The sequence below is a fragment of the Shewanella denitrificans OS217 genome (assembly GCF_000013765.1).
GTDB lineage: Bacteria > Pseudomonadota > Gammaproteobacteria > Enterobacterales > Shewanellaceae > Shewanella > Shewanella denitrificans.
This window is the reverse complement of the sequence record NC_007954.1, coordinates 2538990-2563965: the sequence shown is the minus strand read 5'-3', so window position 1 is coordinate 2563965 and position 24976 is coordinate 2538990. Positions and strand designations below refer to the sequence as shown.

At 44.6% G+C, this 24976-nt stretch carries 27 protein-coding genes; 19 read left to right on the top strand and 8 right to left on the bottom strand.

Going from position 1 to position 24976, the window contains the following annotated elements:
- Positions 1–5: 5 nt before the first annotated feature.
- The 3 genes from SDEN_RS11265 to SDEN_RS11255 all read right to left on the bottom strand — a co-directional run bounded on the left by SDEN_RS11265 (position 6) and on the right by SDEN_RS11255 (position 3112).
- A complete protein-coding gene (locus tag SDEN_RS11265) occupies positions 6–683 on the bottom strand; it encodes a LysE family translocator (RefSeq protein ID WP_011496601.1) in 678 nt (225 codons plus the stop codon).
- A gap of 160 nt (positions 684–843) precedes the next feature.
- Entirely contained in the window at positions 844–1884 is a 1041-nt protein-coding gene (gene hppD / locus SDEN_RS11260) for a 4-hydroxyphenylpyruvate dioxygenase (protein ID WP_011496600.1), read from the bottom strand.
- A 67-nt stretch (positions 1885–1951) separates the two neighbouring features.
- Positions 1952–3112, bottom strand: a complete 1161-nt coding sequence (locus SDEN_RS11255; RefSeq protein WP_011496599.1) for a homogentisate 1,2-dioxygenase — start codon at positions 3110–3112, stop codon at positions 1952–1954.
- A gap of 246 nt (positions 3113–3358) precedes the next feature.
- Between SDEN_RS11255 and SDEN_RS11250 the strand changes: the two genes are divergently transcribed.
- The 12 genes from SDEN_RS11250 (at position 3359) to SDEN_RS11195 (ending at position 14961) form a co-directional block, all read left to right on the top strand.
- Entirely contained in the window at positions 3359–4288 is a 930-nt protein-coding gene (locus SDEN_RS11250) for a LysR family transcriptional regulator (protein WP_011496598.1), read from the top strand.
- A 236-nt stretch (positions 4289–4524) separates the two neighbouring features.
- Positions 4525–5319 carry a TIGR00266 family protein gene (locus tag SDEN_RS11245; protein WP_011496597.1) on the top strand — a complete coding sequence of 265 codons (795 nt, stop codon included), beginning with the start codon at positions 4525–4527 and terminating at the stop codon, positions 5317–5319.
- Between the two features lie 239 nt (positions 5320–5558).
- Entirely contained in the window at positions 5559–7613 is a 2055-nt protein-coding gene (locus tag SDEN_RS11240) for a TonB-dependent receptor domain-containing protein (protein ID WP_011496596.1), read from the top strand.
- 146 nt (positions 7614–7759) lie between these two features.
- Complete coding sequence (locus tag SDEN_RS11235; protein ID WP_011496595.1) at positions 7760–8512, top strand: DUF3450 domain-containing protein; 753 nt, start codon at positions 7760–7762, stop codon at positions 8510–8512.
- A 152-nt stretch (positions 8513–8664) separates the two neighbouring features.
- Entirely contained in the window at positions 8665–9978 is a 1314-nt protein-coding gene (locus SDEN_RS19845) for a MotA/TolQ/ExbB proton channel family protein (protein WP_198134594.1), read from the top strand.
- On the top strand, positions 9968–10504 hold the full coding sequence (locus SDEN_RS19840) for a MotA/TolQ/ExbB proton channel family protein (RefSeq protein ID WP_011496593.1): 537 nt from the start codon (positions 9968–9970) through the stop codon (positions 10502–10504). The genes SDEN_RS19845 and SDEN_RS19840 overlap by 11 nt, the downstream gene beginning before the upstream one ends.
- Entirely contained in the window at positions 10494–10898 is a 405-nt protein-coding gene (locus tag SDEN_RS11220) for an ExbD/TolR family protein (protein WP_011496592.1), read from the top strand. Before SDEN_RS19840 ends, SDEN_RS11220 begins: the two co-directional genes overlap by 11 nt.
- 41 nt (positions 10899–10939) lie before the next feature.
- Complete coding sequence (locus SDEN_RS19835) at positions 10940–11551, top strand: hypothetical protein (protein ID WP_011496591.1); 612 nt, start codon at positions 10940–10942, stop codon at positions 11549–11551.
- Between the two features lie 108 nt (positions 11552–11659).
- Positions 11660–13006 carry a tetratricopeptide repeat protein gene (locus SDEN_RS11210; protein ID WP_011496590.1) on the top strand — a complete coding sequence of 449 codons (1347 nt, stop codon included), beginning with the start codon at positions 11660–11662 and terminating at the stop codon, positions 13004–13006.
- On the top strand, positions 13007–13582 hold the full coding sequence (locus SDEN_RS11205) for a PepSY-associated TM helix domain-containing protein (RefSeq protein ID WP_011496589.1): 576 nt from the start codon (positions 13007–13009) through the stop codon (positions 13580–13582). It begins immediately after the preceding gene.
- Between the two features lie 60 nt (positions 13583–13642).
- Positions 13643–14143: a DUF2271 domain-containing protein gene (locus SDEN_RS11200; RefSeq protein ID WP_011496588.1), complete on the top strand. Its 501-nt coding sequence runs from the start codon at positions 13643–13645 to the stop codon at positions 14141–14143.
- Between the two features lie 2 nt (positions 14144–14145).
- Positions 14146–14961 (top strand): DUF4198 domain-containing protein, encoded by an 816-nt coding sequence (locus tag SDEN_RS11195; protein ID WP_011496587.1) that lies wholly within the window; start codon positions 14146–14148, stop codon positions 14959–14961.
- A gap of 261 nt (positions 14962–15222) precedes the next feature.
- Here the strand turns inward: SDEN_RS11195 and SDEN_RS11190 are convergent, their stop codons facing one another.
- Positions 15223–15687 carry an EVE domain-containing protein gene (locus SDEN_RS11190; protein WP_041405778.1) on the bottom strand — a complete coding sequence of 155 codons (465 nt, stop codon included), beginning with the start codon at positions 15685–15687 and terminating at the stop codon, positions 15223–15225.
- Between the two features lie 137 nt (positions 15688–15824).
- On the opposite strand from SDEN_RS11190, the gene SDEN_RS11185 reads away from it, so the two are divergent.
- Complete coding sequence (locus SDEN_RS11185; RefSeq protein WP_157599853.1) at positions 15825–16538, top strand: substrate-binding periplasmic protein; 714 nt, start codon at positions 15825–15827, stop codon at positions 16536–16538.
- Here SDEN_RS11185 and SDEN_RS11180 read toward each other — a convergent pair.
- A complete protein-coding gene (locus SDEN_RS11180; RefSeq protein ID WP_011496584.1) occupies positions 16535–16942 on the bottom strand; it encodes a YccF domain-containing protein in 408 nt (135 codons plus the stop codon). The genes SDEN_RS11185 and SDEN_RS11180 overlap by 4 nt on opposite strands.
- Before the next feature lie 294 nt (positions 16943–17236).
- On the opposite strand from SDEN_RS11180, the gene SDEN_RS11175 reads away from it, so the two are divergent.
- Complete coding sequence (locus tag SDEN_RS11175; RefSeq protein WP_011496583.1) at positions 17237–18256, top strand: 1-aminocyclopropane-1-carboxylate deaminase; 1020 nt, start codon at positions 17237–17239, stop codon at positions 18254–18256.
- Positions 18257–18500: 244 nt separating this feature from the next.
- Here SDEN_RS11175 and SDEN_RS20365 read toward each other — a convergent pair whose 3' ends face one another.
- The gene (locus tag SDEN_RS20365; RefSeq protein WP_086022108.1) at positions 18501–18674 is read right to left on the bottom strand and encodes a hypothetical protein; all 174 of its coding nucleotides are present in this window, start codon (positions 18672–18674) and stop codon (positions 18501–18503) included.
- Between the two features lie 773 nt (positions 18675–19447).
- Between SDEN_RS20365 and SDEN_RS11165 the strand changes: the two genes are divergently transcribed.
- Positions 19448–20389 carry a chemotaxis protein CheV gene (locus SDEN_RS11165; protein WP_011496581.1) on the top strand — a complete coding sequence of 314 codons (942 nt, stop codon included), beginning with the start codon at positions 19448–19450 and terminating at the stop codon, positions 20387–20389.
- A gap of 25 nt (positions 20390–20414) precedes the next feature.
- Here the strand turns inward: SDEN_RS11165 and SDEN_RS11160 are convergent, their stop codons facing one another.
- Together SDEN_RS11160 and SDEN_RS11155 are read right to left on the bottom strand one after the other, a co-directional pair.
- Positions 20415–21062, bottom strand: a complete 648-nt coding sequence (locus tag SDEN_RS11160; protein WP_011496580.1) for a hypothetical protein — start codon at positions 21060–21062, stop codon at positions 20415–20417.
- Between the two features lie 133 nt (positions 21063–21195).
- Positions 21196–21555 carry a DUF2750 domain-containing protein gene (locus SDEN_RS11155; RefSeq protein ID WP_041405776.1) on the bottom strand — a complete coding sequence of 120 codons (360 nt, stop codon included), beginning with the start codon at positions 21553–21555 and terminating at the stop codon, positions 21196–21198.
- Positions 21556–21801: 246 nt separating this feature from the next.
- Here SDEN_RS11155 and SDEN_RS11150 point away from each other — a divergent pair, with 246 nt between their 5' ends.
- From SDEN_RS11150 to SDEN_RS11135, 4 genes are all read left to right on the top strand, one after another.
- On the top strand, positions 21802–22968 hold the full coding sequence (locus tag SDEN_RS11150) for a lytic murein transglycosylase (protein WP_041406265.1): 1167 nt from the start codon (positions 21802–21804) through the stop codon (positions 22966–22968).
- Positions 22969–23060: 92 nt separating this feature from the next.
- Positions 23061–23543: an FKBP-type peptidyl-prolyl cis-trans isomerase gene (locus SDEN_RS11145; protein WP_011496577.1), complete on the top strand. Its 483-nt coding sequence runs from the start codon at positions 23061–23063 to the stop codon at positions 23541–23543.
- A gap of 152 nt (positions 23544–23695) precedes the next feature.
- On the top strand, positions 23696–23929 hold the full coding sequence (locus SDEN_RS11140; RefSeq protein WP_011496576.1) for a DUF3389 domain-containing protein: 234 nt from the start codon (positions 23696–23698) through the stop codon (positions 23927–23929).
- A 62-nt stretch (positions 23930–23991) separates the two neighbouring features.
- Entirely contained in the window at positions 23992–24696 is a 705-nt protein-coding gene (locus SDEN_RS11135; RefSeq protein ID WP_011496575.1) for an alpha/beta hydrolase, read from the top strand.
- Positions 24697–24976 lie beyond the last annotated feature (280 nt).

Here is a 24976-nt window from a genome sequence, read left to right as displayed (position 1 = left end):
CAGCATTACCCTAAGGCGAGCCAGATGCCGACGGCTATCATTAGGCTGCCGGCTATGCGGTTGAGCCAGCGAATATTATCCCCTCGGGTTAAAAACAGCCGCAGGCTCTTGCCGCCTGTGGCGTAGGCCAGCATTGAGACGCTTTCTGTGAGCATGATAATGCCAAGTAGCACAGCAAGTTGTGGCGCGATCGCTTTATCGACACTGATAAAAGGGGGCAGCAAGGAAATCATAAAGGCCCAGCCTTTGGGGTTTGCTATGGCGGTGATAAAGCCTTGGCTTATCAGGGTTGCTCTTGGTACTTTAGTTGACACTTTAACTGGAGCTTTGGCTTGGATTTGGTTCGAGTCTACCTGATTTACAGACGCGAGCTTTGGATCAACAATGGCCATCTTGCCTTTGGCGCGCCACATGTTGATGCCGATATAGGCCAAATAAGCGCCACCTGCGTATTTTAAGATTTCAAATACTTGGGGGTAATTGAGCATGATACTGGCCACCCCAAGTACAGCTGCAATCGCGACTATGGCAACGCCTGTGAGTTCACCTAACATCATCCACAGGGTGCGGCGCACACCTATGCTCATGCCTAATGTCATGGCGAGCGTCATGCACATGCCAGGGGTGATGGAGACAAAGAAAAAAGTGGGGATAAATACCGCCAGTAGGGCTGCGTCAGGCATAAAATTCTCTAAACAGCATGGGCTATCACAAAGGGCTATCACAAAGGGGCTGTCGTAATTAGATAGGAGTGTAATGCTAAATGGTTTGTTTGCCCATAAAAAAACCAGCGCTAGGCTGGTTTTTTTCGGGGCTAACTTAAGCCACAGCTAGGCCGATAGCTTACAGTACGCCGCGGCGCACTTGGTCGCGTTCAATAGATTCAAACAAGGCTTTAAAGTTACCTTCACCGAAACCTAGGTTGTTTTTACGCTGAATGATTTCGATGAAAATAGGGCCAAACAAATTCTTGGTGAAAATCTGTAATAGATATCCATCTTCATCGCCATCGATCAAAATCTGATGATGCTTAATTTTTTCTCTGTCTTCAGTCACTTGTGGAAGCTTATCGAAGATAGTTTCATAATATTCAGGGATGATATCTAAGGTCTGAATTGCAGTGCCTTCCATTGCATCGAGGGATGCGACGATATCACGGCTTCTGAAGGCTAAATGCTGCACTCCAGGGCCATTGTATTCACCCAAATACTCATCGATTTGGTTCTTGTCGTTGCCTTTACCTTCGTTGATGGGAATGCAGAAGCTGCCATCGGGCGAGCGCAGGGCGTAAGAAACCAAAGCGGTTTGCGAGCCTTTAATGTCAAAGTAGCGCACTTCGGTAAAGCCAAAGATGTCTTTATAAAAATTGGCCCACTTCTCCATGGTGCCTTTATAGACATTGTTGGTTAAATGATCGACTTCCATAAAGCCCTTTTCTTGGGTATGGATTGGGTCTTCTAAATCAACGAAATCAGTCATGTAGATGTTGTTGTCGGCGCCAAAGGTATCAATAAAGTAAATCAAGCTGTCGCCTATGCCATAAATGGCGGGGTAAGGCATGTCTTTACTGGCATCTGTCGCAGGTTTTGCACCGCGCTCAACCGCCGCTTTGAAAGCAAAGGCTGCATCTTCAACGCGCCAGCCCATAGAACAAATGGCAGGGCCGTGAGACTTTGCAAATTCTGCCGAGAAGCCTTTTTTGCTCTTGCTCAGTAGAAAGTTAATGTCATTTTGCTGGTAATAAATGATATCGCTGTTCTTGGCTTTTTTAAGCATAGAGAAGCCAAAGTCGATAAAGACTTGGTGCATGAAATCGGTATCTGGGCTGGCAAATTCTGTAAATTCAATGCCTAAAAGACCCAGTGGGTTTAGTTCGCTCGCCATCTTGTTATCCTCTTTTATGTTCAATCAACACGCCATCACTCTAGGGTGACTTGGGTTAGTGACAGTTTTAGTCTTCTAACCAAGAACGGTTGTAATCTTGGCTCATGCACTTTTGCACATGAGATGTCAGTTTCAGTGGTGCGAAGGTGTCGACCATCACAGCGTATTCGTAAGTTTCTTTCTTGCCAATGGAGGCTTCAGTGCGGCCAGGTTGTGGGCCGTGAGGCACGCCTTTTTGGTGCAGGGTCATAAAGCCTGCTTCAATACCGGTGCGGCTCATAAAGTCGCCGTCCACGTAATACAGCACTTCGTCGCTGTCGATATTATTGTGGTAATAGGGCGCGGGTATTGATTTTGGGTGGAAGTCATAAGGCCTTGGCACAAAGTTACATACCACAAAGTTATGGGCTGTGAAGACTAAATGATCTGAGGGCGGCAAATGAATTTTACCCACTTTTGGCGCGTATTCCGCGATGTTAAAGGCCCAAGGGTAGACGCAGCCGTCCCAGCCGACTAAATCGAATGGGTGCCACTCGAGTGTGGTTTCTTGGTAGGTGTCGCCAAATTTACTGATCAAGGCAAATTCGCCGCGCTCAACCACGGCATCAGCAAGCTCTGGTGTGCGAATATCACGCTCGCAGTAAGGGGCAGATTCCAATAACTGGCCGTATTCATTTCTAAAATGCTTAGGCACTTCCACCATGGAGAAAGACTCAATCACAAATAAACGCACATTGCTGTAATCGGTGAATTTAAGCTGGTAGGTGGTGCCGCGGGGGATAATTAAGTAATCCCACTTGATGACGTTAAGCACGCCATATTCGCTTAACAGCTCGCCTTCACCTTCGTGAATAAACACGATTTCATCGGCGTAGGCGTTGCGGTAAAACTGTGAGGTGTCTTCAGTGACTTTGGCTGTGTATAAGCTCACGTCATTATTAAAGAAGATTTTATTGCGGGCACTAAAAAAACTGCCCTCACAATCGGCTTGGCGCGAATCGAGTTTGTAATTCTGAATGAGTGAGTCTTGCCAAACATCGCCATGACTTAGGGCATAAGGCGCAACACTGAATGCCTTGGTGGGCATGTTGTGGTGATATTTATTGGAATAAATATTAGAAAAACCATGGGTTGAGAACAATTCCTCACGGTAAAGCTCGCCATTGTCTTTTTCGAATGCAATATGGCGTTTGTTGGGAATTTGACCTTGTTTTACATAAAAAGGCATTGCGCTTCCTCTAATTATTTGCAACCAAGCTGCGATATCGATTAATGCCTGTGCCGCAATGGCTCATGTTAACGCGCACCTTGATGCAGATGTCATTAAACGTTGTGATCTAGCTATCAATTTAGTTGCTAGGATGAACAAAAAAAAGAATAATAAATAGCGCAACTTAATCAAATTTATAGATTGTCATGATTTACTGACAATAGTGTCAGTAAATGATGACAATCTCTCCTTCGAGGCGGGATCATGAGAATCGATATCGACAGCTTTAATGTGCTGCAAGTGTTGGTGGAGGAGGGCAGTTTTGCCAAAGCCTCCGAGCGACTGCATAAGGCGCAATCTGCGGTGAGTTATCAAGTTAAAAAGCTTGAGCAACACCTTGGGGTCACCCTGTTTAACCGCGATAAATACCGCGCAGAACTCACCCCTGAAGGTAAAGTCATTCTTATTGAAGGACAAAGATTATTAGAGCAGCTCGCCAATATTGAACACTTAGCCAGCCGATTTAGCCAAGGATGGGAGCCAAAGCTCGAGCTGGTGATTGATGGCTCTTTGCCCATGGAGCCGATTATGACGGCGCTTAAGCGCATGTCAGAGCATAATGTGCCCACTAAAATTCAGCTAAATATGGAGTTTTTGGGCGGGGTACAACACAGGTTTGAGCGCGATAAAGCCGATTTGATGCTGGTTAAGGATTATCGCAGCGGACCTTATTATGACGCCAAGCCTTTGCCGAGCATCACCAGTGTATTAGTGGTGGCGAATAGCCATCCATTAGCGCTATCTAAAGCAGTAAGCTTGTCCCAGTTACAGCAACACGTTGAGCTGACCATTGAGGATTCATCCCCGAGCCGACTTGGCCGTGATGAACTGCAATTTGGCGGTGATAAAGTGTTTTATTTGTCAGGGTTTATTATGAAAAAAAATGCCTTGCTTAAGGGCCTTGGCTTTGGCTGGATGCCGGATTTTTTGATTGGTGAAGAACTTGCGGCTGGTGAGTTGGTCATGGTGGATTTTATGGGCGGCAGTCGGTTTAATTACACCCCGCAATTAGTATCAACCTTAGCAAGGCCTTTAGGGCGAGCGGGGCAGTTATTCACCGAATTAATTCTGCAAGAGTTTGATTTGTTTCATCAAGACTTAGCCGATGGCAGCAGTGGCTCAGGGCTCGGATAATCTTTGGTTACATTTAAAACTTGTGTTGGCTAACCGCCTTGGACATATTATGTCTTATGAGTTTTAACGGGAGAGTTTTATTTAGTCGTTAATCGCTAATGGTGTTTGATTTAGCCGCTGCGTTGAACTTTTCAGCAAAAACAGTGACCTAAAATAGCGACCTAGTATGAGCGATGGGTTTAAGTCACTATTAATTAGACAGTCAGCATTATCTTTAGATCAGCAAGGAGCAAATAATGACAAAGCGTTGCCATGAAGTAGATTATGAAATTATCGGTGAAAGTATGCAGCTCGTTGAAGTTGAACTCGACCCAAATGAAACCGTGGTAGCCGAAGCCGGCGCCATGAATTACTTAGAGCAAGACATTAATTTTGAAGCCAAGATGGGCGATGGATCAGAGCCAGACTCTGGCTTTTTTGGTAAAATGTTAGGGGCAGGAAAACGGGCATTAAGCGGCGAAAGCATCTTTATGACCCACTTTACTAACCAAGGAAGCCAAAAACGTAAAGTGGCCTTTGCGGCTCCCTATCCCGGGACTATTTTGGCTCTTGATTTGAGCCTGTACGGTGAAGAGCTGATTTGTCAGAAAGACAGCTTCCTTGCAGCCGCCCTTGGCACCCAAGTGACCATGAAATTTAATCGCCGTTTAGGCACAGGTTTCTTTGGCGGTGAAGGCTTTATTCTGCAAAACCTTAAAGGCGATGGCATGGTGTTTGTACATGCTGGCGGCACCTTAATTAAGAAAGAGCTTAAGGGCGAAACCTTAAGAGTCGACACAGGATGTATTGTGGGCTTTACCGCTGGCATTGATTACGACATTCAGCGCGCTGGCTCACTAAAATCCATGGTGTTTGGCGGCGAAGGCTTGTTTTTAGCCACGCTACAAGGTCATGGCACTGTGTGGTTACAGAGCTTACCCTTCTCGCGGATGGCAGACCGTATTATTGCCCATGCACCCAGTGCCGGCGGCAACGATCGCGGCGAAGGCTCAGTACTCGGCGGCATTGGACGCATGATTGGCGGTAGATAGCCGATAGTTATTGGTTAGTAGTTAGTGGTTAAAGCTAGATAACTGCTGTCAAATTCACTTCTCCTCCCTCAAAAGATACATCAGCCCCGTCGCCTTAGGCTCAGGGCTGATGCTTGTTTGACCCCGCTCACAAATGTAGTTCACATTCACATCACCATTGTAAAGATTGTAAATTTCATGATATTGAGATTCATTATCATTTAGAGTGCGCGCATCTTTTAAAATTAAGGCGCATTTAAATGAAATTGAGTTACTTATCGTTAGCCATAGCATCACTGTTATCTGGCCAAGTGTTATCAGGCCAAGTGTTGGCTGCTGAAGTTCAAGAGTTGGCCGTGACTGAAGTCAAAGCCACGAAAACTAAGCAAAATACTGTTACCAGTGAGAAGTTAGACAATCGTCAAGTTAACGATATCAAAGGCGCCTTAAGTGAGTTGGCCGGTGTGAGTGTCAGCAATGGCGTACGTTACAGCCAAAAAACCTACCTACGTGGTATGGAAGAACACTCAGCGAATGTCACCATAGACGGTGCTCGCCAAGATGGGCAAATGTTTCACCATGCTGGCAACCAGATGGTCGACCCAAGCATGCTAAAAGCGGTTTCTGTAGAGCTTGGGGCATCTTCTGTGCTCAGTGGCTACGGTGCTAACGTGGGCGCTATTTCCTATGTGACTAAAGATCCAAAAGATTTATTGGCATTAGATCAAAAGTTTGGCTTTAAAGTTGCCACAGCTGCCGATACCGCCACTGAATTTCAACAGGTTAGCGCCAGTGGTTATGGCCGGTTAACAGATCAATTAAGCCTACTTGGAATGATGAGCTGGAATGAGTCTGGCGATATAGAAACCCCAGACCGCAAGCCTATTGTTAATAAGCACAGCGAGCTTAAAAGCGGTTTAGTTAAAGCGGTTTATGATGTTGATGATAACCAGCAGTTAGCTGTGTCATTACAGCGTTTTGAAGATGCGGGGCATCGTGCCTTGTCTGGTGAAAAACCGGGTGCCACAAGTGTTGAAGAAGCCTTAGGCTTTAATGGCTACGAGCGTGATACCTATACGGTTAATTATCGCAATGACAGCGCTAACCCGCTGCTTGATCTGGCCGTTGATGCTTATTACAACCAAAAGAAAATGGTGCGTGGCGAACAAACTGGTGACTTTGAGATCAGAGACAATGCAGGTAAATGGCAAAAACAAGGCATTGAATTTATCCCTGAGCGTGATTATTCCTATAAAACCTTAGGATTAAATATCCGCAACACCATGGATATTAATGATATTCCTTGGACTGTGGGCATTGAAACCTTTAAATCTGAACAGGCTATAGACGCTGCTACTGGGCTTATTACCCGTAACGATGGGACTAAAACAACAGTGGTGAGAGCCGTTAACAATGGCCCTGAAGCACGCCTAATTGGCGGGTATATTCAAGGTGAGTTTAACCTTGGCGCTTTGCAGATTATTCCAGGCGTGCGCTTTGACAGTTACAAGTTAGGCGGCGCTTACGATAATTCTTTCAGCCAGCTTTCGCCTAAATTAAACCTATTTTGGCAAGCGAGCGAAACCTTAGGGCTAAAAGCTGGATACGGCCGCATCTTTAAGGGCCCAGGTTTACCTGAAACCTTGATGATTTCATCTGATATGACAGCCTCTCCTGATGCTAAAGCTGAAACCGGCAATAACCTTGAGTTCGGTGTGAGTTATGATTTTGCGCCATTAGTTAATCTTGATAGCGCTAATATTTACGCCAATATCTATCAGTACAACATAGATAACTATTATCACCCCACCAAAAATAATAGCCTTGTTCGCGGTATTTCAGACCTGACTAAAAAAGGCATTGAGGCTGGCATGACTGTCCAGCATCAAGATCTTAAAGCCTATGTTAATTACAGCTATAACACAGGTGAAAAAGCCTTTGATGATTACACCACAGATGATTACTACTCAGGCACTCACCTAGTCAAACTGGGGCTTGATTACCAGTTAACTGACGAGATGACGTTAGGCTGGGACAGTATTTTTGCTAGCAGTGCAAGCCTTGATGACCGTTCTGTCGCCAATGGTGCTGTGATAACAGAGCCTGTTGAGAAAGCCGGTTACGGCGTTAGCAATATATGGGCTAGCTATGATGTTGAACAGCTTAACGGTTTATCCTTAAAGCTTGCGGTTGATAACCTGTTTGATAAAGCTTATCAAGATCACAACAGCTTCGGCATGTACTGGGGCAATGCGGGTTACAACGACAATGAAGTGGGTCGTAACTTCAAGTTTGCAGTGAGCTATCAGTATTAATTGCTATTAACTCACCATAGCAGGAGGCATTTAATATCTCCTGCTATTTTGCCAAGTGCCAGTCTGTAAAACGCGAAGCACGGTAAAAAGTACAGCACTGTAAAAAGTGAACCACAGTAAAAGTTAAAAATGGTAACAAGGCCCTTATGAAAACATTCACTCATGGATATGCCTATTTGTTCGGCTGCACTTTATGTGTCGCCATGCCGTCATGGGGGCAGGCAACGGCCAATCTGGATGAACTCACGGCGCAATGGCTCGCCTTAGATAAATCCACTCAAAAACTTAAATCAGATTGGCAGCTTGAAAAGCAGCAGCTTAAGCTGCGAATTGGCTTACTAACACAAGAAAATAGCCAACTCAGCGCGCAAATCAAACAAGATCAACATAACCAAGATGAAGTCAGTCAACAGCGGCAGGCATTGCTCAACGCGCAGACTGACATTGAGCAAGTTGTCGATGCGTACCGCTTGGCCTTTCCGAGCATGTTAAGCCGAATACAACAATTACTGGCAGGTTTACCGCCGTATTTGGAACACCAACTGGCTGATGACCTCAACAAACTCAATGAAAAATCAGAGTTAACTGCGCAATATCAAGGCATCGCCAATATTGCCAAGCAAGTGGCAAAAGCTGAAAACTTAATTGTGGTGAAACAAGGAATGATAACCCTTAATGGTACGCCACTGCTGACTGAACAGCTGTATCTAGGCCATCGTCATGCCTGGTTTATTACCCAAGATAACGCCACCGCAGGCATAGGTTACCCGAGTGCAGATGGTTGGCAATGGCAGCCTGTAGATGCTGAACATGACAGCATTCGCCAAGCGATTATTTCGGCTAAAAACCAAGTCCCAGGTGAGCTTTTGCATCTTCCAGTCAATTTAGGGGCAAAATAATGGCTCAGTTAAGCGTGAATTCCCATCCTTTATTAAGAGTGTTGTTAAAGGGGTTGTTAAGGGCGCCGTTAAGGTCATCTTTTAGTGCGTGCTTAATTCAAAATGTCATCTCCTATTGTAGGGTCGCACTCGCCTCAATACTTAAAGGATTAGTGCTGCTAGCTAGCCTTTATTTAGGCGCCGTTAATAGCGCGACACTGGCAAGCGTTGAGTCAGAAATATTAACTGAAATCAAGCAGTCAAATCAGGCTTATCAGCGTCAGTTAAGGGCCATGACCACTGAGCGTCAGGGCTTATTGCAACAACTCGCCGAGCAAGAACGAAAGCTTAAAACCCTCAGCACCAAAGCGGCCAGCATTACGCGCGGCCAAGATGAGCAGAGCATGAGTTTGGCAACCTTAGCGCAGCGATTGCAATCGTGGAAGCAGCAGCAAGACTACCTTAAGCATTTATTAAGCGGCATTTCATCAGCAAAAGCCATAGAAACGCCCCAGCAGCTCAGTGCTTATTTGGCAGGTTTTGCCAAACCAAGCGAATTTATAAAGCAAGATATCGCCTTAAGCAGTGGCGAGCTTATCTCAGGCGCCATGCTAAGCCTTGGCCCTATGCATTGGTTTATCAGTGATGATGACGAGAAGGGCGGATTGCTGACTCAAGTCGAGCAGCAGTGGCAGCTGGCATTAAGTTTTGATGAGGCGCAGCTGGCACAACTTAGCGCTGTGAAAACGGACCATCAAGGCGTACTGGCGATTGACCCCAGTAATAATCGCAGTTTAGTGTTGGCGCAACATCAAGAGTCGTTCGCGGAGCATTTAGGCAAGGGCGGCATTTGGGTTATCCCTATTATGGGCTTTGCTTTATTAGCGCTGATTATCGCCCTAGTGAAAGCGGTGACCTTATTTAGACTCGAGAAAGTTCAGCCGTTATCGCAAAAAGTTCAGCCGTTCTCACAAAAAGGCGAGCCGTTATCGCAATTAGCAGGCGCTGGCCTTAAGAGGGCCGCCCTTGGGCAGTATCAACAGGCACTAGCAGATATTGCTAAGCAATACCCACAGATTGAGGCGCGCCAGCAAAGGGATGATTTGCTATTGGATAGCCTTATTCAGACTAAGCGAGAAATCGAGCGCGGCTTAACGGCGATTGCGGTTACGGCATCGGTGGCCCCTTTACTCGGATTGCTTGGCACTGTGAGCGGGATGATCCAAACCTTTAAGCTGATGACCCTCTTTGGCGCGGGGGATGCTAATGCTGTGTCCGGAGGGATTTCAGAGTCTTTAGTGACCACAGAGCTTGGGCTTATTGTGGCTATTCCTGCGCTTATCGCTCATGCGCTGATGTCGCGCCGTTGTCATCACTTTATGGCAGGGCTTGAATCTTATGCAGTGGCCTTGTCTCACCATTCAATAGTTGGAGATAACGAGCCTATCATCACGAGTCACAGCAAAGAGGCGGTCCATGTTGCCTGAATTTAATTTAGCCCCTGAGCTTGTCACTGGCGGGGTGGTGATGTGGACCATAATGCTACTGGCACTGGTTTGCTATGGGCTGCTATTTGAAGCCATCTATTGCCGTTATCACCAGATAAACTCTCAGTGGGTAACCAGCTGGTTAACCCCTTTACAGGTGTTAATTTCTTCACTGCCTTTACTGGGTTTATTAGGCACCATTATTGGCTTGCTCGATACCTTTTCAGCCCTTGGACACAACCCTGGGGTCAGTATCAGCGATGGCATAGGTAAAGCGATGTTGACCACACAAGCTGGGTTACTCATGAGCATTCCCGCCATGGTTATTTTGTGGAAACTGCAGGAACAAGAACAAGAGTTAACGCTTGCGCCGACCTTTGAAAGTGCACAGGGCTGCGGCTCGGTCAGTCAGGGTATCCCTGAGCAAGGTTCAGAACTAGACGATTTTGTTAACCACAACAGCAGCCAAACGACTAAGCAAAGTCGCGATACTAAACGCCACGCTGGGAGCAAAAATGCAGCCTAGTTTACAGCACAGAATAAAGAGTCAAGTGCATCAAATTGACCTGTCACCTTTGCTTGATGTGGTGTTTATCTTATTGATATTTTTCATTGTGACCACAGTCTTTGTTAAAGAAACTGGGGTTGAGGTGAAAAAACCTCAGGCGTTAAGCGCAGCACAACTTGAGAAGCAGAGTATTTTGATTGCGATAACTGAAGCCGGCGCTGTGATGTATGCCGGCCAAGACATTGGCGTGCAAGGCGTTAAGCCCGTCATCATGCAATTACTGGCGAAAAAGCATATGCCGGTAATATTGCAAGTGGATGAAAATGTACCCACGAAACAACTGGTGAGCGTGATGGATCAAGCCAAGCTTGCTGGTGCCAGCAGCATTAATTTGGCGACGGTTCTACCATGAGTGGGTTAGGCATCAAATCAGCCTTGATGATGAGGCTAAGAATGTATCTATTCTCATTGCTGGTGGTGGGCGGGTTAATGCTGGTGTTAATCGCCAATAACCGCGCGCCGTTGACAGCCCCAGAGCAATTTATGGTCAGGCCCCTTGAAGTGGTGGCAACATTGCCGCCGCCCAAACCGCCTGCCAGCGTGAGCCGCGCTATGGCAAAGCCGACGTTGCAACTGGATTTAAGCCTGCAAGGCGAGGGCCCCAGTCTCACGCTTTCCCCCATCAAACTTAAGCTGCAAAAACCGGCATTAAGTACCCCTAACATTGAACCTAGGGTGCCAGAGTTTGATAGCGAGCAGTTGTCTATAGAACTTAACGGTTTTGCCATCAATGAGCTCGACGGTCAGCCAAGGTTACTGACGCCAGTGAGGATTGAATTTACCTCTGAGATGAAACGTGACGGGGTGAGAGAAATCTTAGTTAAGCTGCATGTGGTGATTGATATTAGCGGCAAGGTGCACCTTAAAGCCATTAAAGACAATCCTTACCCCAAGCTTAATTATGGGCTCAAGCAATTAATCGCCAGAGCAAGATTTAGTGCGCCTAAGCGCCAAGGTAAACCGGTTCAAGCTGAGTTTATCTGGCCGCTGATGTTAAAAAACTGATGCCATGGCCCAAAATTATGACTCAAATAATGACTCAAAATTATGGCCAAAAATCATGACAGAACAAGAGTACGCAACCATCGCCTTAACAGAAGAATGTGACCCAATATGATGAAATATTTTATCTTACTCAGTTTGCTAATAAGCCAGGTTTTAGTCAATCAGAGCCTCGCCGCGCAGTTGGTTATCAAATTCGATGAGCCAAAATTGCTGCTACAGCAAATAAGCGCCACTGACTTAAGTGCCATGCCAAGTTTAAATGAGGCTGAGCAAAGCCAGCAAAAGCTTATCAGTGACAAACTTAATAACGCGCAATACGCCGATTTACTTGCAACACTTAAACAGCGCCCCAAAGCGGACATGAGTGCCGCAATGGCCTACTTGATTGGCCAATTAGCCCTGCAGCAGCAACAGCTAAGCCTTGGGGCTGACTATTTTACTCATGCCATTAAGTTACAGACCAATTTTGGTAAAGCTTACCATGGGCTTGGATTGGTACAATTGCAGTCAGATAATCCCATAGCCGCCACGAAAAACTTCGCTAAGGCGCTGCAGCTTGGGGTCAACGACCCTCAAATATACAGTTTTCTTGGCTATGGCTATATCCAGAGTGAGCATTTTCACAGCGCTGTGGTGGCCTATCAGCAGGCAAAGCTTTTTAACCCCGATGACGCTCAGCTTAATCAGGCACTGCTTTATGCTTATAACATGGCGGGGCATCACGATGCGGCGCTGAGTTTATTGGAGCAGATGCTTAACGCCACGCCAAATGATAAAGGATTATGGCTGCACCGCGCTAATGCATTACTGAAAAAAGATCAATTTAGTCAAGGGATTGCCAGTTTAGAAGCCGCCATTAGGCTAGGTGAAAGCAATGCCGACAACCTTGCCTTAACCGCTCAGTTGCAGTTGCAGCATGGCAGCATCAACAGAGCCCGCACGCTTTATGCCAGGATTTGGCAAACTCAAACGAATGCACCATTGGTGTTTGAAGCCTGCGAGTATTTAATTGCCAACCAAGAGTTTGATGCCGCCAAGGCGCTGCTCAAAAAAATGTCATTACCGAAAAACTCTCCCCATGGGGTTCAAAGCCAACTGGCGTATTTAAAAGGTTTACTCGCTCAGCAACAGGGCAGTATTGCTTTGGCTGCTCGCTCATTTGAACAAGCCTTGAGTTTCAATGGGGTTAACGGCAAAGCCTTATTGGCTTTAGCGGCGGTTAAACGCTCGCAACAACAGAGCCATCAAGCGCAAATGTTGCTGCTGCGAGCGGGGGCACTGGATGAGGTTAAATTGCAGGCGTTGACTGAGCATGCTGATCTGATGATGGCCCTTGGCCGTTACCCCAAAGCCCTTGAGTTGTTGCAACAGGCTGCTGATTTCGCACCACAAGAGCCGAGCTTATTTGAAAATATTCAAATTTTGCAGCGACTTGTCCGTCAGGGCAGCGCATAAATGCGCATCAATAAGTCCTTGCTGGCCCTTTCCCGTCAGTTGCACGTTTATGTGTCTATGGCGTTATTGACCTTGATGATTTTCTTTTCCATCACGGGTATCACCTTAAACCATCCTGAATGGTTCGCCTCACATCAAGGTGAGGTGGTCGAGGGTGATTTTGCCTTAAAGCCTGAATTACTCGCGCCTAAGGCACAGGGGAAGTTGATTGATTATTTATTTGAGCAGGGCCAGTTAAAGGGTCATCGCCTTGCAATTGAACGAGATGAAGAAGAGCTGTTTATCACAGACAAGGGGCCGGGAAGCCATTTGAGTATCACCATAGACTTGCAAACAGGGCAAGCCTATAAAGAATCAACCGATTACGGCTATTGGGCGTTATTCAATGATTTACATAAAGGCCGTAATAGTGGCGGCTTTTGGCGTTTTATTATCGATGTGAGCGCAGTAATGATGATTTTTTTCACTATTACAGGGTTTATCTTAGCGCTATCTCAACGGCGGGTTAACCGTACCATGGGGCTAAGCCTCATCACCAGTTTGTTGCTATTGCTGGGTTATGTGCTTTGGGTTTAACCATGGGTTGAACGAAATGGAACTAATGAATATTTATGATTGAAATCTACAGAGGATGATATGAAGAACATCGCTTTTTTATTGTGTTTAGTGGGGCTTATGAGCAGCAATGCGAATGCCAGTGAGCAGGCCGCCGAGCTTAAGCTATCCCTTAATTTACCCGTGCAAAGCGGCGAGTACCATAACCCCTATGTGGCGGTGTGGATAGAAGACAGCAAAGGTCAAAGCGTGCGCACTATCGCCCTGTGGCGTGAAGGGGCTAAATGGTTAAAAGACATTCGCCGCTGGTGGCGAAAAGTGGGCCGTAAAGATCAAGCCCTTGTTGATGCGATGACTTCAGCGACCCGCGCTGCAGGGCAATATCAACTCAAGATCAAGGCGTTAAACGATAAACAACAGCCGTTAGCACCAGGGCATTATGTGCTGCACATTGAAGTGGTGCGGGAAAATGGCGGTCGCGCAATTACCAAGCAAGACTTTGAACTTGATGGCAAGGAACACAGTTTTACCTTAGCTTCAAACCCAGAAATGGCTCAATCACACTTCTATATAAAGGAATAATCATGAAATTTAAGTCTATTACCCTTGCCGCAATTGCGCTATTTATCTGTACTGAGGCCAGTGCCCATAATCGTTGGATTTTACCCAGTCACTTCACCTTGTCTAATGATAAAGGCGAGTGGGTGATGGTGGATGTGACTGCATCTAATGAAGTGTTTAATGTGGACAAGCCTATGGGGGCCGAGCGCTTAACCATCACTGCACCCGATGGCACTGATGTGTTCCCAAGTTCAAGTTACCGTGGTCACCGTAAAAGCGTTGTGGATATTCATTTAGAAGACAGTGGTACCTATCAGCTTAAAATGGGCGGCGAAGCCTCCTACTGGACGAGCTTTTTGCCAAAAGGCGAGCAGAAAAAACAGTGGCTTAGAGGGGTAAATAAAACTCAGCGCGCGGCTTTGTTACCTAAAGGAGCGACTGAGGTTGAAACCATGGCGTCCTATGCCAGCATTTTAAGCTACATCAGCTTGAATTCACCGACGCAAAACTTCCCTTTAACAAACTCAGGCCTTGAGCTTGTGCCGGTAACGCACCCTTCTGATATTGCTCAAGGAGAGGCTGCTGAGTTTACATTTGTGTTTAACGGCAAAGCTCAAGCTGGCGTTAAGGTTGAAATTATCCGTGAAGGCGTGCGCTATCGCAATAACCCAGACAGCCTTAAACTCACCAGTGACAGCAAGGGCTTGATTACATTTAATTTAAAAGAGGCTGGCCGTTATTTATTAATGGCAGAATATGAAACTAAGACGGCAAACCATGCCGACGCAGATTCAGTGAGCGGGCAAATCTTCCTTACCTTTGAATCAGTGCTTAACTAATGTTGCTTGAATAAAAGCACGTAAGTAAAAGCACTTAAGTAAAATGCCTTAACTAACAGCACTTAACTAACAGCACTTAACTAATAGTTTTTAATTAATCTGGTGCAATGCTCGAGTTTAATAAAAAGCCCTGACACAGATGTGCAGGGCTTTTTTATGGGTGTTCGGCAGCAGTCTTAACACTGTGGCTTATGTAGTTAATGCTTGCTGTTAGTGGTCGATGTTAATGCTTAGTGCTAATGGCAAGTGGTTTGTGCTTGGTTATTCGCCCGCAAGTTTACTAATATGTTGCCACTCTTGAACTGTCACAGGTTGTACGCTTAAGCGCGCGCCTTTTGCCACCAGCACCATTTCAGCAAGCGCTGGATCGGCTTTCAATTGTTTGAGTCTGATAACCTTGGGAAATTTACGACCAAATTTTAAATCTATCGAATACCATCTAGGTTTTTCTGGACTGGATTTAGCATCGAAATAGGGTGAGGTGTTATCAAAGGCACTGACATCGGCACTGGCATCACTGACCACCTCTACAATACCCACTATCCCTGGTTCTTTGCAGCTCGAATGGTAGAAAAACACCTGTTCGCCCACTTGAATATTATCCCGGATATAATTTCTGGCTTGGTAATTTCTAATACCTTGCCAAGGGATACATTGATCTGTGCTGTCTTTTATGTCATCAATACAACATTCATCGGGCTCAGATTTCATTAGCCAATAATTCACGTATGATCCTTTGTTCTATACTCAATATTACACATAGTCTGTCGGCAACTATATCACGAAGGAGTTTTCCATCAATGGTGAGCATTTACAATTTGAGAAAGGTGTTGCTGTTCGCATTATTTGGATTGCTGTCGGTAATGGATAACTCAGTAAATGCAAAAACCTTAGCACTCACGTCCTTAGAATGGCCGCCATTTTCCGGTGAAAGTTTGCCGGAACAAGGAGCCAGTATTTTTATTGTTCGTGAAGCACTGGCCAAGATGGGTCATGAGTTAGAGGTGGACTTCTACCCTTGGAACAGAGCCGTAAGGTTAGCGAAAAAAAAAGGCAATAACTACCACGGTTATTTTCCTGAATATGAATACGATACCCAAGAGTATCTTTTTTCTGAAGCTATCGGCATCAGTCCGCTTGGGTTAATTGAACATAAAGATAAACCGTTACTCTGGCAGCAGGTACAAGATCTTAATCGTTATTCTCTTGGGGTGGTTGATGGCTATATCAATACCGAGCAATTAGACAATATGATTAGTGATGGAAGCCAAAAAGCGGAGAGTGTGACTTCAGATATTCAAAACTTACGTAAAGTGGCCGTTAAACGTATTGATGGCGCTGTTATTGACCTTTTGGTGTTTAAGTATCTGTTGCACCAAACCCGTGCGGTAAAGCTTAAAAGCAATCTTAAGGCCAATGACAAGTTACTTGCTAACAAATGGTTATTTGTGGCCTTTAATAACAGCCCTGAAGGCATTTTCTGGCGTGAGACCTTAAACCAAGGACTCGAAAGAGTGGATATCGAGTCCTTGTTTAAACAATACACCCAGCGCCATTTTACTCAGGTGTTTGATTAATCCCGAGCAACTATGGTTTGTCCAATTGGGGTTAAACTTAACAGGGCAAGCTTAAGGTGTTGTATCGCAAACGGGATGCCTATGATGGTAATAAAGCAGGCAAAAGCATGAACAAGGTGACCCATTGCCAGCCAAATTCCAAAGAATAATAACCATACCACATTGCCGATCAAACCTAAGGCTCCAGTGCCTAAATCTTCTACCCCTGTGAGATGTCTGCGATTCACTTGCTCTTGACCGAAGGGCCAAAAGGCCAGCTCACCAATCACGAAACAGGCGCGTCCAAAGGGAATACCGATAATACTGATAAAACACAATATCCCCGCGAGCCACCAGGCTAAGCCCATCAAAAAGCCGCCAAGAACAAACCATGCAATGTTAAAAATAAGTCGTAGCGCTGACATAATATCCCTCATTATTTTGTAATAACCTAGATGTTGTCTCTTATAACACCTTGGTTTTAGCATTCATTAGGCTGCTTAGCTTTCGTGTAAAGTTAAAGGCCTTAGCAGAAAAATATGAATAAACGTTTTTTGTATTTTAATGAATATAAGCGAAATTCGTGCCACATTTTAAGTTGTTGATTTTATTGAGGTATGATTTCCTTTTCTACAGGGCTATCGAATCGAGGCTTAATTAGTGAGTCTTTTACAGAAAAAATCGTTAAAATAACCACAGAAGAATTATTAAGGCTGTTTATGTTTGCACCCACTCAAGTCCAGAAAATACCATTTGCAGGCCGCAGCCTTTATATAAAACGAGATGATCTTATCCATCCGCAATTTAGTGGAAATAAGGCGCGTAAATTTCAGTATTTCTTAACCCACGAGTTTGCCCATATCACTAAGCTTGTCGGTTATGGTTCGGCGCAAGCCAATTCACTCTATTCCCTTGCTGTGCTGGCCAAATTAAAGGGCTGGAAGTTTGATTATTATGTCAGCCACATCAGTGATTATTTACTAAAGCAGCCCCAAGGCAACTACTTAGCCGCCCTAGATAGCGGCGCAAATATTATCGCGTTAGATAAACTTGTTAGCCAAGAAGTGGCTTGTAGTGAGTTTGGCGCTCACGCGTCGATGGGGTTAGCACCTTTGGCTGTCCCAAGGGACTCACAGACTCAAGTTATGCCCAAACTTGAAAGCGTTATGCAGCGACTGGAAGCCACTGGCAAAGACAATGAACTCTATATTCCCGAAGGGGGGCGCTGCGAATACGCTAGAGAGGGCATAGAGCTATTGGGGGAGGAGATACTACAATGGGCAAAAGCACAGGAGATTGAGCATTTAGTGGTGTTTTTCCCTTCAGGAACGGGGACGACAGCGGTGTACTTGCAAGCGTTTTTTAATCAATGGGCGTCGAGCCAACACAAGCCTTTTATCGAGGTTCATACTTGCAGTTGTGTGGGAGGAGATGAATATTTGTTGGCCCAATTTAAGCAATTATGCCCGCAGCTGAGTCATTACCCTACTATCTTAAATACAGGAAAAAAGTATCACTTTGGCAAGCTTTACCTTGAATGCTACCAAATGTGGCAGAAAGTGTGTCAGACAGGTATTGAGTTTGAGCTCTTGTACGATCCCATAGGTTTTTTGGTGCTGGAAGCGGCGCTGCAACATAGATACAGCCATAAAGACACCATACTCTATCTGCATCAAGGTGGCGTGTTAGGTAATCCAAGTATGCTTGGGCGTTATCAGCGTAAATATCCACTTGGTTAACCATTAGGCCGCCAAACCGAATAAAGTTTAAAATGCAGTTTGCAGTTAGGGCAGATATAAACAGCCAGTATTTGGATTGGTGACTTGAGTGTTGTTACTGATGAGCGTAGTGCGAGGATGGGCTTGATTGAGCTAATTCAATTTGCTCTGTTCTCATAAACATTCGGTAAATGTGAGTGGGAATACCGAGAAGCTGAGTTTATGCAGTAACAGAGCAATTGAGTAACGCGGTCGCGTTAACGGATTATTTATTTGTAGATAACAACCATTTCATAAAATTAAGTGCTTCAATGCGCTTTGAAAATGTTTGCATATACTTGCCTTGGCTGTCGCTAAAGGCAATTGAGTTTTTGTTTGACGAAATAGAATTAACAGGGAAGTTAACAGTGATTTCATGTCCGTTTATATTGTATGACATATGCCACACTCCTTAAGTTTACGTATTCACCCTTAGGTGAGAAAATTTTAACAATATGGATCCTTAGCAGTTGGTAGTGTTGCGAAAGATTTACATTTCAGTGATTTAATCTAGCTCATAACTCATAGTTTAAGCAAGTCTTGTTGTATAACATTTCTTTGCACCTACCAGCAACCTTGTATGCTAAGTCGCTTAATCTTGGTTCAATTCCCATTAAGAAGTGACCTTTATTGGCCAAACCAAGGAAATTGATAATGCTATAACAACAGTAAAAAATGACAGCTTGATGACAAAAGCAGGCATTAGTACAACAAATGTTGAGTTATCTTTTAATGAATTAAGATTCAACAATTTGAGACTCACGATGAATAGCAGCAAAAAAAAGTGTAATAACTTAATTTTAAAGCTATAAACAGCGTATGGCGAACTTGTATTGGGGTTTACTGTATCTAGTTGAGACTAACAGGAGGGTAAACAGAAATGACAAGGTTTCATAAATCTTCATGCATAATGCGATACTTTGACTCTGATGGCAAGTGAAATGTGATATTTTTTATTATTTCTTTTAAAAACGATATAGAACAGCTTGTGTTGCACTTCGGAGTTGAATTCGGGAGTTTCGATCTGTTATAGGTAAAGTGATGAAATAATAACTTTTTAATAAAAATATCAGCTATTTGAAAAAAAAGAGAACTAAATTACAAAATTTAGTATTTTTGCCCTTATAATTTAGTTATTAAATAGATGCTTAAGCTTAAAAGAGACGCCAAGTTATGAAAAAAGTGCTGGACACTGTCGATCAACGAACGAATCTAGTGGGTGAAAACCGCCTAGAGCTTCTACTCTTTAGGATTAATTCGACCCAGCTCTTCGCTATTAACGTATTTAAAGTCAAAGAAGTGGTTAAACTTCCTCGTCTCAGTGCTATGCCTGGCAGTAATCCCAATGTTGCAGGAGTGGCTAATATTCGTGGTCACTCAATACCTGTGATTAATCTTCGTGGCGCCATAGGATTTAGCCAAATGCCCATCACAGAAGATTCTAATTTAATCATTACTGAGTATAACCGCAGCATCCAAGGCTTCCTGGTGGGAAAAGTTGAGCACATAGTCAACATGACCTGGGGCGACATTATGCCGCCACCCAAAACCGCGGGCTCTCACAATTACCTCACTGCAATTACTCGACTGGAAGAACAGGGGCAATCCCAATTGGTTTCCATTATTGATGTGGAAAAAGTATTAGCTGAAATCATTAACTATGATATTCGTCTTTCTGATGGCGTATTGGATGAGACGCTGGCGCCTGAGATGCCAGGGCGTAAAATTCTCATTGTTGATGACTCTTCAACGGCAAGGCGTCAGGTACGAGAAACACTGGGGCAACTAGGGATAGAAATTATCGAAGCATCAGATGGTTTGCAGGCGCTTAATTTACTTAAGTCCTGGAGCGATCAAGGTAAAGATGTCACTCAAGAATTGCTGATGATGATAACTGACGCAGAAATGCCTGAGATGGACGGCTATAAGCTGACTGCGGAGGTGAGGGCGGATCCAAGAATGGCGGCACTTTACATTACCCTTAATACTTCATTGAGTGGCAGCTTTAATCATGCCATGGTGGAGAAAGTCGGCTGCGATCAATTCATCTCTAAATTCCAACCTGATTTATTGGTCGGCGTGGTGCAGACTCGGTTACGTCAAATTCTGGGTTAATGGCTAAGGCGTTAGCGTGAATGGATTAGTCTCTGGGCTGTTCACTCTTTAGCTCTGCAATAATTTGCTTTTGTTTCCCTTGGGTTATACCGACATTGAGCCGAGCAATCTTAATGGCTTGGGAAAATTTATCCCGCCCTAATAGACTAACAATCTCTTGTAAAAATGCCTTGTCCAGCATCATCACTTGACTATAGTGCCTGATGGCGTGGAGCAACGAAGGATAAGTTAGACCATCAAATTCAAATTGGGTTTGGCTCGGACCGTCACTGGCCTGATCCAGCAGTATACCCTCAAGGCTTAACGGCCAGCCTTTGGCATTCACTCTGTCTCTTGCGACTTGATACATAAACCACGCACTTTTTTTAAAGCCTGCAAACACCATGCATTCAAACTCTGACTCGGCTAATTCTTCTTCAGTCCAATTGATGCCGATGGCGAGATCTTTTTGATAGGTTTGCATCAAGCCGTCTTTGACTGCTACGCGGCATTCCCAAATTGACGTCAAGGTGTTGTTCTTAGCGAGTGTTGCACACTCTTTGCAGGCGGGGAGTGTCAGTGAAGGATGGGGGCAATGGGATTGCCGATAATAATCCACACTAAGGTTGCAAGGTTCTTCACAAAACCAGCACAGATGACGTTTGTCGAACGGGATATCAATAAGATTTGGCATGAATTCTTAACTGGATGGTGGTATGGCTGATAGGAAATAATGACGTGAGGGCATATAACAAGTTATTGAGATTAGCCACTGGGCAGCTCATTAAATCACGACCCAGCGACTAAATAACACGACAATCAGAGCGTTATTCTTTTTCTACGTCGACTAATTCTTTCGCTAGTACGATAGGATCAATTTCAAGACAATCTTCATCGCTCTGCCAATCGATACCGATCAATACACCATCATCATTTAAGTCGCTAACCCAATACTCCAAAAATTCTGCCAAGGTAATAGTGACGGTTTTATAATCTGCCCATTCTTCGGTGCAATGACTTTCTGCAACTGTTTCACTGGACCACAATGGCATTACATCGGTTTCTTCGTATTCTGCTGAATCACAGACGACCCAACCTTCACCAGTTTCATCTTGAAGACCCCAAAGGACCTGATGTTGCTTCACATTTTCAATAAAGCTTGTTAATGCTGGATTTTGTTCTGTCATGTTCGTTCTCATCTTATAAGCTGGGATTTTTTTATTATACGGTATGCCAGAATAAGTCCAAGGTTTTTATTCATTTGAGATTTTTTTGGTACGAAACTCATGCTTTTGACTGTGGACAGGCTTGTTTCCTTTTGCACTATCAGTCAGGATACTGACTTTGGACTGGTTATCAAAAGTAGTAACGAAATGGCGAGTTTACAAGGTGTTTTTAATAAGCGTTTTTCTGTCTTATTGAGTCTGGGTGTCATGGCGAGTCTGCTTGGTTCTAGCAGCACTTTGGCGGCCAATGATGAGTTTTCTCTGTGTGTGAATAAACTGCAAGATACCGCCCGTCAGCGGGGGGTGTCTGAGCACATAATAGAATCAAGCTTAGCCAAGGTTAAATTTGTTGATAAAGTCATTGCTCTGGATGGGCAACAGCCGGAATTTAGCACAAGTTTTGCTGATTACTTCGAAAAACGCGTCACCCCATGGAGAGTGGAACAAGGGCGTAAATATTTTGCTATTCATCGTGAGTTACTTAACCAGTTAACTCAAAAATATGGCGTGCCAGGGCAGTACATCATGGCTTTTTGGGGGCTGGAGACCAACTTTGGCAGCTATAAAGGCAGCATGCCGGTATTGGATTCCCTTGCCACCTTGGCCTGTAATCCGAGACGAGCCGAGTACTTTACCGCAGAGTTGATGCAAGCACTCAAATTACAAGAAAAATATCAGTTTAATAGCCGTGATATGGTGGGCTCTTGGGCTGGCGCTATGGGGCATACGCAATTTATGCCCACCACCTATGCCAATCATGCTGTCGACGGTGATGGTGACGGTAAAGTTGACCTGTGGAATAGTGTTGCTGATGGGCTAACATCGGCGGCAAACTTTCTACATAGCTTGGGTTGGAAAGAAAATGAGCGCTGGGGCAGGGAAGTTATCTTACCCACAAATTATTCCTATGAGTACCTAGGCAGTAAAGATGTGTTAGCCCTTGAGAAGTGGGCAAGCCTTAATATTCGTCAGGTGAATAATGCACCTTTGAACGTGGCTGATATGCAAGCTGCACTTTACCTACCCGCGGGTCATAGCGGGCCTGCCTTCTTGGGTTACCATAATTTTGATGTGATCATGCGTTGGAATCGCTCAGAATTTTATGCCATTTCTGTGGGACATCTCGCCGACAGGATAAATGGTGCCAATGAGCTTAAAGTCAGTGCCCCTAACCAAGCTAGGTTTAACCGAAGCGTGATTAAAGCATTACAAGAAAAACTGAACCAACTTGGCTTTGATGTGGGTGAACCTGATGGGGTGCTTGGACGAAATTCAATGGCAGGATTACAAGCGTTTCAGCGCAGTAAGGGTCTTATCGCCGATGGTTACCCAGGGCAAAGTACCTTTAATGCTTTAGGTTTGCCCCAAAGTTAACCCTTTTATGGGAAAAATCTAGCAGGCCTATGAAGCATTTGTTAAGCTGCGGCCAATTTTTTAAAATGATAACGTAATCGAAGGAAAATACCATGAGCATTAAAGACGATATGGTGGTGCAATTTAATTACACTTTGCGCGATGAAAAAGGCGAAGTGTTAGAGTCAAATGAAGGTCGCGATCCTATTGCTTATCTTCATGGCCACGGCAATATGATGCCGGGTGTTGAGAATGCGATCACGGGTAAAAATGTTGGTGAAAAGTTCACTGTGACTCTGCCTGCCTCTGAGACTTATGGCGAGCGTATCGAAGGCGCGGAGCAACGCGTATCAGTAAAGCATTTGGCCGGTGCTAAAGTGTGGAAAGCGGGCATGGCGGCGGTTGTGCAAACTGATGAAGGCCAACGCCAAGTGACCATTATTAAAGTTGGCAAGTTCATGGCGACAGTGGATGTTAACCACCCACTTGCTGGCCGTGAATTAACCTTCGATTTAGAAGTGGTTGCTAGCCGCGATGCCACAGATGAAGAAATTGCCCATGGACACGCTCATGGCGTCGGTGGTCACCACCATTAATTAATGGTGTTTATCTACACTGATGTCTAAATCCCAAAGGCGATATTCCTTTGGGATTTTTTATTCAAGCTCTGCGCAGAGTAAGCGATGAGTAAACAACATTCGTTCAACCGTTAAGCGGTCATTCATCCATTTTAAAAGTGATTATTCCTATGTCAGTAGCCTTTTCTCAGGGACAGTTTGTTGTTAGCCCCTATGAAATCCAATGCCGCCTTAAACACAATGCTATCGTACTGCAAGCCATGCTGGATGAAGTGAGATTTTTACGGCCAAACTTATTGTTAGTGGCCGATGCTGGGGTGGTCAAATGGAGCATCAAGTTAGACTCAGAGGAGCAATTTGCTGAGTTACTCGAACTCACAGGATTGAGTGCAGAATATATTTAACCTAATCTGTACTTCATATTTGTTAAGATAGCAGCAATAATGTTTAAAGGAATGTCATCCCTATGCAACCTTCTATAAATACAGATAAAGCGAATCAATTTTCAAGCAAACTTGAGCGTATCACGGTAGAACCTAGCTTACCGGCAAATGCTTGTGTTATTTGGCTTCATGGCTTAGGTGATTCTGGTGCGGGCTTTGCGCCTGTGGTGCCCGTATTAGGTTTACCCGCTGATCACCGTATTCGCTTTGTCTTCCCCCATGCGCCAGAGCAAGCAGTGACCATTAATGGTGGTTATCAGATGCGCGCCTGGTATGACATAAAATCCATGGATTTACACGATAGAGCAGACTTAGCCGGCGTGTTAGCATCAGATATCGCCATTAAATCTCTTATCCAAGAACAAATAGACCAAGGCATAGCGGCCGAAAAAATCGTGTTGGCAGGTTTTAGCCAAGGCGGGGTAATGAGTTTATTTAGCGGACTTAGGTTTGAGCAAAAACTGGCAGGTATTATGGCGCTTTCTTGCTACTTACCTGGCGGTGACAAGTTACCAGATGCTCTCAGTGAAGCCAATAAAGTCACACCAATTTTACAGCATCACGGCGAGCAAGATGATGTCGTGCCTTTATTTGCAGGCAAGATGGCTCATGATGCATTGCTTAATGCCGGTTATCAAACCCAATGGAAGACTTACTCTATGCCCCATAGTGTATTACCGAATCAATTAACTGAAATTGGCCAGTGGTTGCAGGCGAGACTTGGCTAATGGCTTCTTGAAGGTTCATTTTAGGGATTAAAACTCGGCCGATGCCGAGTTTTTTATTATTTAAGAGAGAATTTTTATTATAGTAATCTAGGGTGATTATACTCACGTCAAGCCTAGCTAATAGCATGTTAATAAAAAAGTATTTGTTAGCCCACATTTAGGCGTGGCTGCATTGTTTTGTAATGAGAACAGCTGAGCTTTGCAACTGTACTTTAAATACACATTTGGCTCACATTTATTCATCTTTTTGACACAATCCTCAGGCAAATTTTGCTATTAT